12 protein-coding genes are annotated in these 14,608 nt (G+C 65.5%); 4 read left to right on the top strand and 8 right to left on the bottom strand.

The window, feature by feature from the left end; translation table 11 throughout:
• Nucleotides 1–123 precede the first annotated feature (123 nt).
• From EUV02_RS11925 to EUV02_RS11915, 3 genes are all read right to left on the bottom strand, one after another.
• On the bottom strand, nt 124–1,188 hold the full coding sequence (locus tag EUV02_RS11925; protein ID WP_166430617.1) for an OmpA family protein: 1,065 nt from the start codon (nt 1,186–1,188) through the stop codon (nt 124–126).
• Nucleotides 1,189–1,334: 146 nt separating this feature from the next.
• Entirely contained in the window at nt 1,335–1,472 is a 138-nt protein-coding gene (locus EUV02_RS11920; protein ID WP_135246523.1) for an entericidin A/B family lipoprotein, read from the bottom strand.
• Nucleotides 1,473–1,561: 89 nt separating this feature from the next.
• Nucleotides 1,562–1,927 carry a response regulator gene (locus EUV02_RS11915; RefSeq protein WP_135246522.1) on the bottom strand — a complete coding sequence of 122 codons (366 nt, stop codon included), beginning with the start codon at nt 1,925–1,927 and terminating at the stop codon, nt 1,562–1,564.
• 184 nt (nt 1,928–2,111) lie between these two features.
• On the opposite strand from EUV02_RS11915, the gene EUV02_RS11910 reads away from it, so the two are divergent.
• Nucleotides 2,112–6,449 (top strand): chemotaxis protein CheB, encoded by a 4,338-nt coding sequence (locus EUV02_RS11910; protein ID WP_135246521.1) that lies wholly within the window; start codon nt 2,112–2,114, stop codon nt 6,447–6,449.
• 61 nt (nt 6,450–6,510) lie between these two features.
• Here EUV02_RS11910 and EUV02_RS11905 read toward each other — a convergent pair whose 3' ends face one another.
• A complete protein-coding gene (locus tag EUV02_RS11905; RefSeq protein WP_135246520.1) occupies nt 6,511–6,693 on the bottom strand; it encodes a CsbD family protein in 183 nt (60 codons plus the stop codon).
• 173 nt (nt 6,694–6,866) lie between these two features.
• On the opposite strand from EUV02_RS11905, the gene EUV02_RS11900 reads away from it, so the two are divergent.
• Nucleotides 6,867–8,063: a M48 family metallopeptidase gene (locus tag EUV02_RS11900; protein WP_135246519.1), complete on the top strand. Its 1,197-nt coding sequence runs from the start codon at nt 6,867–6,869 to the stop codon at nt 8,061–8,063.
• Nucleotides 8,064–8,181: 118 nt separating this feature from the next.
• On the opposite strand, the gene EUV02_RS11895 is transcribed toward EUV02_RS11900, so the two are convergent.
• Entirely contained in the window at nt 8,182–9,081 is a 900-nt protein-coding gene (locus EUV02_RS11895) for a phytanoyl-CoA dioxygenase family protein (RefSeq protein ID WP_135246518.1), read from the bottom strand.
• Nucleotides 9,082–9,210: 129 nt separating this feature from the next.
• Between EUV02_RS11895 and EUV02_RS11890 the strand changes: the two genes are divergently transcribed.
• Complete coding sequence (locus EUV02_RS11890) at nt 9,211–10,020, top strand: Rossmann-fold NAD(P)-binding domain-containing protein (RefSeq protein WP_135246517.1); 810 nt, start codon at nt 9,211–9,213, stop codon at nt 10,018–10,020.
• Complete coding sequence (locus tag EUV02_RS11885) at nt 10,017–12,290, top strand: xanthine dehydrogenase family protein molybdopterin-binding subunit (RefSeq protein WP_135246516.1); 2,274 nt, start codon at nt 10,017–10,019, stop codon at nt 12,288–12,290. Before EUV02_RS11890 ends, EUV02_RS11885 begins: the two co-directional genes overlap by 4 nt.
• A gap of 18 nt (nt 12,291–12,308) precedes the next feature.
• On the opposite strand, the gene EUV02_RS11880 is transcribed toward EUV02_RS11885, so the two are convergent.
• From EUV02_RS11880 to EUV02_RS15690, 3 genes are all read right to left on the bottom strand, one after another.
• A complete protein-coding gene (locus tag EUV02_RS11880) occupies nt 12,309–13,247 on the bottom strand; it encodes a DMT family transporter (RefSeq protein WP_135246515.1) in 939 nt (312 codons plus the stop codon).
• A gap of 9 nt (nt 13,248–13,256) precedes the next feature.
• Nucleotides 13,257–14,270 carry a threonine aldolase family protein gene (locus EUV02_RS11875; protein ID WP_135246514.1) on the bottom strand — a complete coding sequence of 338 codons (1,014 nt, stop codon included), beginning with the start codon at nt 14,268–14,270 and terminating at the stop codon, nt 13,257–13,259.
• 85 nt (nt 14,271–14,355) lie between these two features.
• On the bottom strand, nt 14,356–14,608 hold a 253-nt coding region (locus EUV02_RS15690; protein ID WP_166430616.1), incomplete at its 5' end, for an autotransporter domain-containing protein.

Below are 14,608 nucleotides of genomic sequence, written 5' to 3'. Positions count from 1 at the left end.
CAAATCAATTGGTGCAGGCCTGCGGCCTGCCCGCCGGAGGCCCTTGTTCGTCCCCTGTTACCGAAAAAAAAGGGGGCGCCCTTGCGGACGCCCCCGATTATCGGCCGATGGCCTGCGTCGCCGTTATTGCGGCGTGCAGGGGGTTGCCGGCATCGTCGCGGCGACACCGCCGAAGACGATTTCGACGCGGCGGTTCTGCGGTTCGCGGACGCCGTCGGCGGTCTGCACGAGCAGGTTGGTTTCACCGACGCCGGTTGCCGATGCGGCACCGCCGGGAACGCCCTTGCCGACCATGTAGTTGCGCACGGCATCGGCGCGACGCTGCGACAGTGCCATGTTGTAGTCGGCACTACCCGAGGTATCGGTGTTGCCGGTCAGTGCGACGCTGACCTGGCCCGTTGCAGCGAACTGCTCGGCAGCGCGATCGAGAATCGCCGAGGCTTCAGGCGTAATCAGCGACTTGTCGAAGTCGAAGAACACCAGGAACGGCCCCGGCGTCACGGCTGCGGGCGGACAAGGCGGCAACGGTGCAGCTTCAGCCATCGGCGCGGGCGGCGGCGGCGGCGGTGCAGCGGCTTCGGGCGGCGGGCTGTACTGGCCGAAGCGGACACCGATACCGCCGACGACCTGGTTGCGCGACAGGCCATCCTGATAGTTGGTGTAGCGGTACTCAACCTTGGCATAGACGTGGCTGCCGAGGCCCTGCTCGAGGCCGACAGCGCCGCGGACGCCGCCATAGCTCTGCGACGAGTCGAAACTGACCAGCGATGCAACCGGGGTATAATTGTAGTCGACCTTGGTCTTGGCGTACCCACCGGCGACGTACAGCAGCGTCGACGGGGTGATCTTGAAGCCGAGGCGGCCCATGGCCGACCATTCGTGCTTGGCATCTGCGGTGGTCACGCCGCCGAGGCCGTCGAAGCCGGTCGCCTTGACGGTCGACCAGTTATAGTTGCCGAACACGCCGAGGATCATGCTGTCCGACAGGCGCATGTCGTAGCCGCCTTCGGCGCCGTACACCCAGCCCTTGTCATCGACCTTGGTGTTGAAGCCCTGGCCGACGCCATCGAACTTCAGATTGTCCCAGCCGCCCTGGCCTTCAACGCGGAAGCCGTCGAATTCATAGGCCTGGGCCGAAACGGATGCAGTGCCAGCCAGCAGCACGGCGCATAATAGGATGTGTTTCAAATTTTTCCCCTTTTCGGGATAATCCGGCGTCAGAGTTGACGCGGTCTAGAACAGGCAGGCGCACTGTAGGTTCCGGTGCACGAGGAACTCGGCAGCGGACTGTCGCTATTTCGCAACAGTCAGTGTGGCCTGCCTGAGCCGAGCGACTAGTTCTTGGCCTTGTCGGCAGCCTTGGTGGTGGCCTTGCCGACCGAGCTGACGTCCTTGCCGGCGCCCGACATGGTGTTGCAGGCGGTCAGCAGCAGTGCTGCAGCGATAGTCGACGTGATCAGGATGGTGCGCATGTTGGGCTTCCTTGTGCTACCGGTGCCAACACACAATCGTGTCAACAGCGGCTTGCCGCGCTCAACGCACCGACACCACAAGGGTTCCCTCAGCTTGCGACGGCCCGGCTGATCGCTGCGGCCAGCCCCGCTTCGCTATACGGTTTCGCCAGCATGACGGCGCGCGGGCTCTGGCCAAGGACTTCGGCGATATCGCCGCTGACCAGAATGCACGGGATGGACTGGGTGGCGAGGATGGCGGTCACCGCAGCGACGCCGCTACCCTGTTGCAAATGCGCATCAACAATCATGAGTCCCGGCCGGTGGGCAAGCGCTGCCGCCACGGCGCCGGCTTCGGTCGCCTCGATGGCACAGACGCTATGGCCCATCGCTTCGAGCATCTCGGCGAGCAGCATGGCGATCATCGCATCATCTTCGACGATCAAGATGGCGCATTTGGATGAGGTGGCGACCATGGCGACTGATACCGCATGACTGCTACTGACATACCCCCTCGGAATCTACGTAGTGGCGGTCCCGAGGTTGACAGCGCGGCCCGAAGGTTCGCTAGTGTGGCACCCGCCCGGCGCCGATTGCGCCGTTACGCCCAGCCAAAGGGCCACCGCGCCGTCGCGCCGGAAAGCAAGAGTGCCGATTGCCATGCCTGCAGCGGCCCGCAAAGCCAATACGACGGCCGCGCCGCGACCGGGCTTTGCCGTGGTCGGCATCGGTGCTTCGGCGGGCGGGCTCGATGCCTGCAGCAAGCTGCTCGATGCGGTGCCGCCCGACAGCGGCATGGCGTTCATCCTCGTCCAGCACCTCGACCCGAACCACAAGAGCCTGATGGCCGAACTGCTCGCGCACCATACGACGATGCGCGTTGTCGAGGCCGGCGACGGCATGGCAGTCGAGCCGGGCAATTTCTACATCATTCCGCCGGGCACCTATCTGTCGGTGGAAGCCGGCATGCTGCGCGTCAGCCCGCCGCTCGCGCCGCACGGGTCGCGGCTGCCGTTCGACCATTTGCTGCTGTCGCTGGCGCACGATTACGGTCGCCGCGCTGCCTGCGTGGTGCTGTCAGGTACCGGCGGCGATGGCAGCCTTGGGCTGAAGGCCATCAAGGAAGCCGGCGGGCTGATCGTCGCGCAAACGCCCGAACAGGCCGAATATGACGGCATGCCGCGCAGTGCGATGGCGACCGGGCTTGTCGACATGGTGCTCGATGTCGCGGCGATCCCGGCGGCGCTGGCCAAGTACACCCGCCGCATCGGGCTTTCGGATACACAGGCCGATGGCGAGCCCGAAGGCGCGGCGCACTGGCTCAACGATATCATCGAACTGGTGCGCGCCAAGACCGCGCATGATTTCAGCCTCTACAAGCCCGGCACGCTGCAACGCCGCACCGAGCGCCGGCTGGCGATGGCGGCGATCGAACCCGACGGCATGGACCGCTACATCGAGCTGCTCAAAAAGGACGACAAGGAGCTTGAGGCGCTGTCAAAGGACCTGCTGATCAATGTCACCAGCTTCTTCCGCGATGCGAAGGTTTTCGACGAACTCGAACAGAAAATCATCCCGGCGCTGATCAAGGGCAAGGCGGCGGGCGAGACATTGCGCGTGTGGATTGCCGGCTGCAGCAGCGGCGAGGAGACCTATTCGCTGGCGATGTTGCTGCGCGAGGGCGTTGCCGCCGCGCAACGCGACATCAAGCTGCAGATTTTCGCCTCCGATCTCGACCTCGACTCGGTCAACCGTGCGCGCGAGGGCGTCTATCCCGAAGCCGTTGTTGCCGACATCACCCCGGCCCGGCTGGCGCGCTTCTTCACCCGCGAAGAAAACGGCTACCGCATCGTGCCCGATCTGCGCAACGCCGTGGTCTTCACGCGTCAGGATGTGCTCGGCGACCCGCCATTCTCGCGGCTCGATCTGATTTCGTGCCGCAATCTGCTGATTTACCTGCAGCCCGAGGCGCAGGCGCGGGTCATCTCCATCTTCCACTTCGCGCTGCGCATCGGCGGCGTCCTGTTGCTCGGCAGCGCCGAAACCGTCAACAGTAGCGACGGGCGCTTTACCGTCATCAGCAAGGCCGGGCGAATTTTCCGCAAGCAGGGCGCCAACAGCACCACGCCACTGGCGCTGACGTCGGCAAGCGGCGCGCCGCCAGCGCGCAACCGCACGCCGCAGAAGCCGTCACGCGCCGCGGTGCTCGGCGAGCTATGCCGCCTGATGGTGGTCGACAATTTCGCCCCTGCCGCAGTGCTGGTCAATGCCCGCAACGAATGCCTGTTCCACCTCGGCCCGACCGACCGCTACCTGCGCATCGCCCCGGGGCTGCCGGCCAACGACGTGCTGGCGATGGCGCGCGACGGGGTGCGCACCAAATTGCGGTCGGCGATCGGGCTGGCGCAGGAAAAGGCCGCGCGCGTCGAAGTCGGCGGCGGCCATTTGCTCCACGACGGCATCCGAACCGGTTTCCGCATCGTCGCGCAACCGGTGACCAGCGACGGCGAGGCGCTGGTCTTTGTCGCCTTCATCGATGACGATGTGCCGGCGGCGCGGCGTCATGCCGTTCCGGCGCGCGACCAGAGCCGGGTCGCCGAACTCGAAGCCGAACTCGCCGCGACCCGCGAGGAACTCCACGGCGCGATCCGCAGCCTCGAAATGTCGGGCGAGGAGCAGAAGGCGATCAACGAGGAGGCGCTGTCGGTCAGCGAGGAGTATCAGGCGACCAACGAGGAAATGCTGGCCTCGAAAGAGGAGCTGCAGTCGCTCAACGAGGAACTGACCGCGCTCAACAGCCAGTTGCAGGAAACGCTCGAACGCCAGCGCACGACCTCGAACGATTTGCAGAACGTGCTGTTCAGCACCGATGTCGCAACGCTGTTCCTCGATCCCAAACTCAACATCCGCTTCTTCACCCCGGCGACCAAGCTGCTGTTCAGCGTCATTGACGGCGATGTCGGGCGGCCGCTGTCGGACCTCAGCTCGCTCGCCGCCGACAGCGCGCTGCCCGCCGATGCGCGCACCGTGCTCAAGACCGAAACCCCGATCGAGCGCGAAATCGAAGCGCGCACCGGCGCCTGGTACATGCGCCGCATCATGCCGTACCGCGCGCAGGACGGCAGCGTCGAAGGCGTCGTCATCACCTTCGTCGACATCACCGAACGCCGCGAAATCGCCGAAGCGCTCGAAGCCGCCAAGCGCGTCGCGCAGCTCGCCACCATTGCCAAGTCGCGGTTCCTGGCCGCGGCGAGCCATGACTTGCGCCAGCCGCTGCAGACGCTGACGCTGCTGCACGGGCTGCTGGCGCGCGTCGTCACCGGCACGCAGGCAACGCGGCTGGTGGCGCGGCTCGACGAAACGCTGGGCGCGATGTCGGGGATGCTCAATGCGCTGCTCGATATCAACCGCATCGAAGCCGGCAACGTCCATGCCGAGAAGCTGGCGTTTCCGGTGGGCGACCTGCTCGACCGCATGCGCACCGAATTCGGCTATAGCGCGCGCGCCAAGGGCATCGACTTGCGCGTCGTGCCATCAGCGCTGCACGTCTACAGCGATCCAGCGCTGCTCGAACAGATGGTGCGCAACCTGCTGTCGAATGCGCTCAAATACACCCAGCGCGGCAAGGTGCTCGTCGGCTGTCGGCGCCGGCACGGCGAAATCCGTATCGAGATATGGGACACCGGCATCGGCATCCCCGAAGCCGAACAGCAGGCGATTTTCGAGGAATATCACCAGCTCGACAATGAAGCGCGCGAACGCAGCCGCGGTCTCGGCCTGGGGCTGTCGATCGTCAAGCGGCTGGGGATTTTGCTGGGTCACAAGATCAGCGTCCGTTCGGCCTCGGGACGTGGTTCGATGTTCGGCGTCGCCGTCGAGGTACCGCCGGTCACCGCGCAACTGGCGGCGCCACCGGCCGAAGCCGAGGTACCGGCTGTCAACGGGTCGGTCGCGGGCACCATCCTGATCGTTGACGACGATCCCGAAATTCTCGACCTGCTCGACCTCATCCTCACCGGCGAGGGCTTCGACACGCTGACCGCAGTGAACGCCACCGCGGCGCTTGAAATGGTCGCCAAGCTCGGGGTCGAGCCCAATCTGATTCTCGCCGACTATAATCTGCCGGGCGGCATCGACGGGCTGCAGTTGGTGACCCAGCTGCGCGGCCGGGCCGGGCGGCTGATCCCGGCGATCATCCTGACCGGCGACATCTCGACCCGCAGCCTGCGCGACATCACGCATCATAATTGCGTCCAGCTCAGCAAGCCGGTGAAGCTGCCGGCGCTGTCGCGGATCATCGGCGACTTGCTGGCGCCGGGAACGTTACCGGTATTGGCACCACGTGACGCGAGTGCCGGTGACGGACTGATATGTGTCATCGATGATGATGATGCGGTGCGCACCGCGCTGTGTGCACTACTCGAAGACCATGGCTGGTTGTCGCGGGGTTTTGCCTCCGCCGAGGAATTTCTGGCAGACTATAGCGGCCATGGTTCGCGCCGGCGCGGCAATGGCGGCGGCTGCCTGCTGATCGATGTGCGGTTGCCAGGCATGAGCGGGCTCGAACTGCTTCGTGAACTGGCGGCACGTGGCGACAGTTCGCCCGCCATCATGATCACCGGGCACGGCGACATCGGTATCGCGGTCGAGGCGATGAAAGCCGGCGCCAGCGACTTCATTGCCAAGCCCGTGCGCGGCGACACGCTGGTCGCCAGCATCACTGCAGTGCTCGGCCAACGCCAGGTGGACGAACCGGAAGGCGCGCGACGGGTCGCGCAGGCGCGGCTCGCAACGCTGACGCCGCGTCAGCGTGAAGTGATGGACCGCGTGCTGGCGGGCCAGCCGAGCAAGAACATTGCGGCAGATCTCGGCCTGAGCCAGCGCACCGTCGAGACACACCGTGCCGCGATCATGAAGAAGATCGGCGCGAAGTCGTTGCCCGCGCTGGTCCGGCTGGTGGTGCTTGCGTCGCCGGCCACGTCCAATACCAAAGGCTGACCGGCGCGCGTCAGAATGTAGTGCCCGGTGCGCCGGGGGGCTGGCGCACCGGGCATCACGGTCAGATCTTGTCGCCGAGCGCGCCCTTGACGCTGCCCTTGACGTTCTGCATCTGGCCCTTGACCTGCTGGACATCGCCTTCGGCGGTCAGCTTGGGATTGTCGGTCGCTTCGCCGAGTGCCGTCTTGGCCTTGCCGGCGATCTCGTTGCCGAGGCCCTTGGTCTTGTCGATCAATTCGCCCATGTCGGTGGCTCCTGATTTGCAACCGGTGGCACCGTGCCGACCGGATACAGTCTCAACCCCTGACGGGCACCGGGGTTCCCGCCAATCAGCGTTTTCCGGCCAGCGGATTTGCAGTTGCGCGCAATTGCGGACAGCATTAGTGTTATATCAAGATAACACAGGGACTCACGACCATGGCCAATCCGGCATTTTCAGTGGAAGCGGCGACACAGGCCTATCTGGCCACCGTCAGCGGCGTGGCGCGGGCCAAGTCCGACGCCTATTTCGAAGGCGGCTATTGGCTGATCCTGTGGAGCTTCGTGGTCACCGCGGTGATCATGATCTTTCTGATGCGGTCGGGCTGGGCGGCGAAGATTTCGGCCTGGGCCAAGCGTGTCACTGGCAACCGTCCATGGCTGCACGCGATGCTGGCGGCGTTCGTGCTGATCGGCATCGTCGCGCTCTTGCAGTTCCCGTGGGACCTTTACGTCACGTATTTCCGCGAACACCAGTACGGCATGTCGAACCAGAATTTCGGGCAATGGCTCGGCGACTGGGTCAAGAACGCGCTGATTAGCCTGATCGTCTTCACGCTGCTGGCGTCGGGGATGCTGCGACTGATCCGCGCGACGCCGAAAAACTGGTGGGCGTGGGGCGCGGTGGTGACCGCCTTCTTCATGGCGTTCTTCATTGCCGTGGCGCCGGTGTTTGTCGAACCGCTGTTCAATACCTACAAGCCGATGACCGCAAGCCCGCTGCGCGACCAGATCCTTTCGATGGCGCGCGCCAACGGCGTGCCCGCGCATGACGTGCTGGTCGTCGATGCCTCGCGCCAGACCAAGCGCATCTCGGCGAATGTCGCGGGGCTGGGCAGCACGATGCGCGTCGCGCTCAATGACAATCTGCTCAACCAGGCGACACCGGCGCAGGTGCGCTCGGTGATGGGCCATGAGCTCGGCCATTATGTGCTCAACCACATCTGGTCGATGGTCATCTATTTCGCGCTGATCATTCTGGGCGGCTATCTGGCAATCAACCATTTCGTGCCGGCGCTGCTGCGCCGCAACCCGAAATGGGGAGTGCAATCGCTTGCCGACCCCGGCGCCCTTCCGATCGCGATCCTGGTGATATCGGCGTACTTCGTGGTGATGACGCCGCTGGTCAACACCATCATCCGCGTTCAGGAACAGGAAGCCGACCAGTTCGGCCTCAACGCCGCACGCGCGCCCGACGGCTTTGCCGCAACCGCGATGAAGCTGTCGGCCTACCGCAAGCTCGAACCCGGCAAGTGGGAAGAAATCATCTTCTACGACCACCCGTCAGGCCGTACCCGCGTTGAAACCGCGATGCAGTGGAAGGCCGAGCATCTGGGTGAGCCGGGGGTCGAATAGGCCGGAACGCCAAGCACGATATAGTTTGATATCAAACTATATCGTGCAAATACGCTAGACCCGTAAAGACTGAACAGATTGACGGCATACTCCGCCGCCCGAGACCGGCATTTTCGGCTTAGTTTGCAGCAACTTCTGCTGAAATCGCGGCGAGCAATGCAGCATCGCCCAAAGTTGCATCGGCAGCACTGCGGCCGAGCGAGTATTCAGGTGGAACCACCTCCGGCCCCGCGCCCGGCGGCAGCGGCGGCGTATAATAGCCCAGCGCATAACTGCCCATCGCATAGCCCAGCACCGCCTGCAGCTCGGGTGGCAGGCCGCGCGCAATGTCCGGCGGGCAAGCGAGATACTGGTTCTCCTCCTGCCGCAGCCAGCCCAGCGTGTAGGTGATGTTAAGCCCGATGCGATCACCGTCGCTGACATTGGCGCCGCCGCCGTGGAACACCCCGCCGGTGTAGATCAGCACCGAACCGGCACTCATTTCGGCATAGCCAATTTCATGCGGCTCGGGCTTGCGTGAATCGGGCCATTCGAGCGAGCCCGGCACTACCTGCGTTGCGCCATTGGCCCGGGTGAAATCGGTCACCGCCCAGATGGTGTTGAGCTGCGGCTCGAGATGCCCAAGGTGCGTGCCCCAGGCCCAGCGGTCGCGGTGGATGACCTGTGCACCCTGCCCTGACTTGATGCGGATGGCCTGCGTTAGATGGAGTTGCCAGCGCTCGCAGAACGGCAGCAACAACGCGTCGGCAGCGGCTGCAATCAGTCTGTCCATGACAAGCGTGCGCACTTGCGCCGACCGCGCTACCAGCGCGCCGGTCCGCGTCGTCAGATTGCCGGTAAAGCTGTCGCGCCCGTTCGGCGTTGCCGCAATATAGGGCGCCAGCTCAGCATTTAGCGCGGCGAGCGCGTCAGGGGCGATAACGTCATCGACAATCACCGCACCGTCACGGCGCAGCGCGGCCATCAAGGGTTCGATTGCGGTATCCGCAGCAAAATGCGCCAATGTCGGTGTGGCCATCCTCTATCTCCCCGATGCCGCGCGATCGTCCTGCCGAGTCGGCATCACAGCATAACGCCGAGGGGGAATTTATCGCAACCGCACTGCATAGTCTCGCCACGGGCAGCTTGCCGACGTATTGGGTTGTCGATGCACCTACTCGTCCTTGGCCTCGGTTATACTGCGTCGCGCGTTGCCGCGGCGTTCACTGCGCTGGGCGGCAGCGTCACGGCAGTGCGTTCGCAACCCGGCGCCGGCGTGCTGACGCTCGACTCACCCGAACTGCCCGGTACAATCGCCACCGCGACGCACATTCTGTCATCGGTGCCGCCGGCACGCGATGGCAGCGATCCGGTGCTCGCCGCGCACGCCGCCGCGCTGGCCGCTGCCCCGGCACAATGGCTCGGCTACCTGTCGTCGACGGGCGTCTATGGCAACACCGATGGCGCCTGGGTCGATGAAACCGCGCCCGTCGGCAATGGCCGTCGCAGCGCGCGCGTCGCCGCCGATCTGGCGTGGCAGGCACTGCACCCCGCAGTCCGCGTATTCCGGCTGCCCGGCATCTATGGTCCCGGCCGCTCGGCGCTTGACCGCGTCGCCAGCGGCAATGCCCACCGCATCGACGCACCTGGGCATTTGTTCAGCCGCATCCATGTCGATGACATCGTGCAGGCGGTGATGGCGAGCCTGACGCGCGGTGCGCCGGGCGTCTACAACATCGCCGACAGCCTGCCCGCCACCGGCAACGCGGTGATCGAATTTGCCTGCGACTTACTCAGCGTACCCTACCCGCCGATCGAGCCGCTCGACACGCCGCTGCTTTCGCAAATGGCGCGCGGATTCTATGCTGAAAACCGCCGAATCGCTGCGACGAAAATGACGCGCGACCTTGGCGTGCGGTTGCGCTACGCTGACTATGTACAAGGCCTGCGGGGCTGTCTGAAGGATATGGATCGATGAAATTCGGGGTTGGACAATCAGTCAAGCGCGTCGAGGATTTCCGGCTGCTGACCGGCGCCGGGCGCTACACCGATGACCTGCAACTGCCCGGCACGCTGTTCGCCGTGACGCTGCGCTCGCCCTATGGGCATGCCGTCATCCGCAGCATCGACACCGCACCGGCGCTCGCCGTCGAAGGTGTCGTGGCGGTCTATACCTACAAGGATATCGCCGAGTATGGCGAGGTGCCGTGCCTGGTGCCGTTATCGGGCCCGATCAAGACACCGCGCACGCTGCTCGCCGCCGAGCGCGTCCGCTTCGTCGGTGACGGCGTCGCCTTCGTCGTCGCCGAAACCCGCGAAGCCGCGCGGGCCGGCGCCGAGGCGATCGAGGTCGATTATGACGAACTGCCGGTGGTCGCCTCGATCGACGCCGCCATCGCGCCGGGCGCCCCCAAGGTCTGGCCCGATGCGCCGTCGAACCTGATCTTCGACTGGCAGCTCGGGGACGGCGAAGGCGCTGCCAAGGGCATCGCCGGCGCGCACCATGTCGCCAGCCTGCGCATCGTCCAGAACCGCGTCGCGCCGACATCGATGGAAGTCCGCGCCGCTGTCGGCGAATATGACGCAACCACCGGCTTCACGCTGACTTTCGGCGGCCAGGGCGTCGCCGCCGGCCGGCCGATGATCGCCGGCATCCTGCGCACCACCCCCGACCAGGTCCGCGTCGTCACCGGCGATGTCGGCGGCGGCTTCGGCATGAAAGCGTTCATGTACCCCGAATATGTTCTGGTGCTGCACGCCGCGCGCGCGCTCGGTAAGCCGGTCAAATGGACCGGTGAGCGCAGCGACGCCTTCCAGACCGACTCGCACGGCCGCGCCATGGTCAGCGATGCCAAGCTCGGCTTCGACAAGGACGGCATGATCACCGCGTTGCAGGTCGAAACCTGGTCCGACCTCGGCGCCTATCAGGCGCAGTTCGGCCCGGCGATCCAGACGATGGCCGGCGGCCGCATCATCGGCGGCGTCTACCGGATTCCCGCCATCCACAACCATGTCCATGGCGTGATGACCAACACTGCACCGGTCGATGCCTATCGCGGCGCCGGTCGTCCCGAATCGACCTACATCATGGAGCGGCTGATCGAGGCTGGCGCCCGGACGCTGGGCATCCCCGCCGATGAAATCCGCCGCCGCAACCTGCTGCGCCCCGATGAACTGCCGCACCACAACGGCCTCGGCCTTGAGTTCGATGTCGGCAACTTCCCCGCCGTGCTCGACAAGGCGCTGGCCGACGCCGACTGGGCCGGCTTCCCGGCGCGCAAGGCGGCGGCTGCAAAGCGTGGCCACCGCTACGGTCGCGGCATGGCCTATTATGTCGAAATCGCCGGCGGCGGCAGCCAGGACGAATTCGCCGACATCAAGGTCAACCCGGCCGGCATCGTCGAAGCCGCTGTCGGCACCCAGTCGAACGGCCAGGGCCATGAGACCGTCTATGCGCAGGTCCTCGCCGAACGGCTGGGCATCCCGATGGAGCAGGTCCGCATAGTCCAAGGCGACACCAACCGCCTCGATCAGGGCAACGGCACCGGCGGCTCGCGCAGCATGGCCTGGGGTGGCGCCGCGACACTGCAGGCCGGCGACGAGATGGTCGCGCGCGGCATCGAGCTCGCCAAGACCGCGCTCGACGACGCCAATGTCGACTATTCGGAAGGCGTGTTCCGTGCCCGTGCCACCAACCGCACGCTGAGCCTTGCCGAACTGGCGACGCTCCACCCCGGCGCGCTCGATGGCCGCGCGCGCTACAAGCCGGACAACCCGCGCCCGACCTTCCCCAACGGTTGCCACATCGCCGAAGTCGAGATCGACCCCGAAACCGGCACCACCAAGGTGGCGCGCTACAGCCTGTGCGACGACCTCGGGATTCTGGTCAATCCGATGCTCGTGCAGGGCCAGATCCACGGCGGCGTCGCGCAAGGTCTCGGCCAGGCGCTGCTCGAAGATGTCGTCTATTCGGACGACGCGCAGCTCGTCACCGGCTCGTTCATGGACTATGGCATGCCGCGCGCCGATGACATGCCGCACATCCATTTCGATACGCTCGGCACCCCCAGCCCGACCAACCCGCTCGGCGTGAAAGGCTGCGGCGAAGCCGGCACCATCGGCGCCATGCCATCGATCATCAACGCCATCATCGATGCGCTGGACGGGGTCCAAATCGAAATGCCGGCGACGGTCGAAAAGGTTTGGCGCGCCTGTCAGGCACTCGAAACGCGGGTCGCTGCCGAATAGGAACCCGGTACGGCGGCCTCAGCGGCGGCCGCTTAACGCCAATACCATACCTGCGATCGCGAGTGCGGCGCCGGCTGCGGCGAGTGGTGACCACACATAGGATTCGAACGCCGTCGACAATGCCATCGCCAGCACCGGGATCAGCACGCTGGTATAGGCCGCTGGGCCGGGGCCGATGTTACGGAGCAGCCGGTAGTACAGGCTGAACGCCAGCACCGAGGCGACCAGCGCCAGATAGAGCAAGCCGCCGATATAGAGCGGCGACAGGTTGATTTGCGGTGGTCCGGCACTGACCCAGGCATAGGCGCAGTTGAGCAGGCTACCATAGGCCATGGCGAGCGCCAGCAGCGGCGTCACCGGCAGTGCGCGGCCACGTGGCGTTGCCTGCAAGACATTACCCACCGACGCGCCAAGCACCGAAAGTAGTGCGAAGCCCAGCCCGGTGAGCAGTCCGGCGCGGTCATGGCCGGCCGACAGCAGGTCGCGGCCGAACATCAACGCCAGCCCGGTGATGGCGATGACGCTGCCGGCGACGAAGCGCCGTGTCAGCCGCTGGCCGAGAAACACGGCACCAAGCACAGCATTGGGCACCAGCAGGAGCGCGAACAGCAGCGCCACCAGCCCCGATGTCAGATAGCGCTGTGCAATGTAGACGAGGTTGAAGTTGATCGAGAACTGCATCAGCGCGACAATCAGTGCGAAGCCATGGTCGCGCGCGGCAAACCCCAGCAACTGCTGGCGCAGGTCGCGCCGTAGCAGGCAAGTGGCGAGCAGTACGCTGCCGGCAAGCAGGAACCGGTACGCCACCGACCATGCCGGCGGCACCAGCGCGAGCTGGCTGTGGATGACGATCCACGTCGAGCCCCAGATCAGCGTGACGCCGGCAAATTGCGCTACAACTGCCGGGTTGAAGGCGCGCACCTGTGGGGTCGCTGGCGCGCCAGACGTTGTTGTCATGCGTCAGACCTAGAGCGCGGCCAATGCCGCAGCGAGCGCGTCGATACTGGCGGCAGGCGTGTCCCACGCAATGACGAAGCGTGCCTCGTTCGACCCGGCATCGCCCCAGTCGTAGAAGTTAAAGCCGAGCGCCCGCAGTTTCTCGGGCCCGCCCGTGCCCAGCTGCGCGAAAACCTCATTGGCCTCGACCGGGTGCAGCATCCGCGCCGGAGCCGCCTGCGCCAGCCGCGCTGCGCCGGCGTTGGCTGAAGCTGCATTGCGCAGCGCTGCGCCGGTTTCAACCATCGCCAGCAGCTGCGCAGCATTGAAGCGGCCCTTGCTCGGCATTTGTCCGGCCCGCTTGCGGCGGAAACGCAGCTCGTCGGCGAGGCTCCGGTCGAAGAGCACGATGGCCTCGGCCGACATGCCGCCATTCTTGATCGTCCCGAAGCTCAGCGCATCAACGCCGGCGCGCCAGCTGATATCGCCTGGGTGGCAGCCAAGGCTTGCGAGTGCATTGGCGAAGCGCGCGCCATCAAGGTGAAAGCGCCACCCTTGTGCCCGCGCGTTCGCGCCCAGTGCCGCAAGTTCGCCGGGCGTATAGACCGTGCCGCATTCGGTCGCCTGCGTCAGCGATAGCACCCGGGCTTGTACCTGGTGAACGTCGCCGCGGTGTGCCGCGAGCCCGGCGGTGATGCGCTCGACGCTGAGCTTGCCGTGTGGTCCGTCGACCAGCAACAGTTTGGCACCGCCGGTAAAGAACTCGGGGGCGCCACATTCGTCGACGTGAATATGCGCCTCGCTGTGGCAAACGACCGCCCCAAAGGGCGGCACCATCGCCGCCAGCGAAAGGGCGTTTGCCGCCGTGCCGCTCGACACGGCGAAGACGCTGCACGGCGCACCGAAGAAGTCGGCGAAGGCGGCGTCGAGGCGGGCTGACCAGGCGTCGCCGTCATAGGCTTGCGCGGTGGCCATATTGGCAGCGAGCACGGCCTCGATGACTTCGGGGCAAGTGGCGGCGGCGTTGTCGGACAGGAAGTTCATGGACCAGCGCTAGACAGCGAAACGGCGGAGGTCAATGTTGACCCCCGCCGCTTGCGTGTTTTGCCGCAGGTGTGACGTGTCTGGCTTAGAAGCCCCAGGTCAGCGTTGCGGTCACGCCGTTGTCCTTGGTGTTCTTGCCCAGGACACCGACATAGCCAACACCGACGCGGAAGGCGCCGAAGCTGTAGTCGACACCGGCTTCGAGCGAAGCCGCATCCTCGTCGAACGCCACACCGTAGATCGACGCCGGGCTGTTGGTGCCCGTGATGGCGACGAGAGCCTGCGGCGACCGATCGCCACTGGTGTGCAGCCAGCCAGCCGAACCGCGCAGCGAGGCG

Source organism: Glacieibacterium arshaanense, from assembly GCF_004681125.1.
Lineage (GTDB): Bacteria > Pseudomonadota > Alphaproteobacteria > Sphingomonadales > Sphingomonadaceae > Polymorphobacter_A > Polymorphobacter_A arshaanense.
The sequence above is the reverse complement of the archived record's forward strand: the minus strand, read 5'-3'. Positions and strand labels throughout refer to the sequence as shown.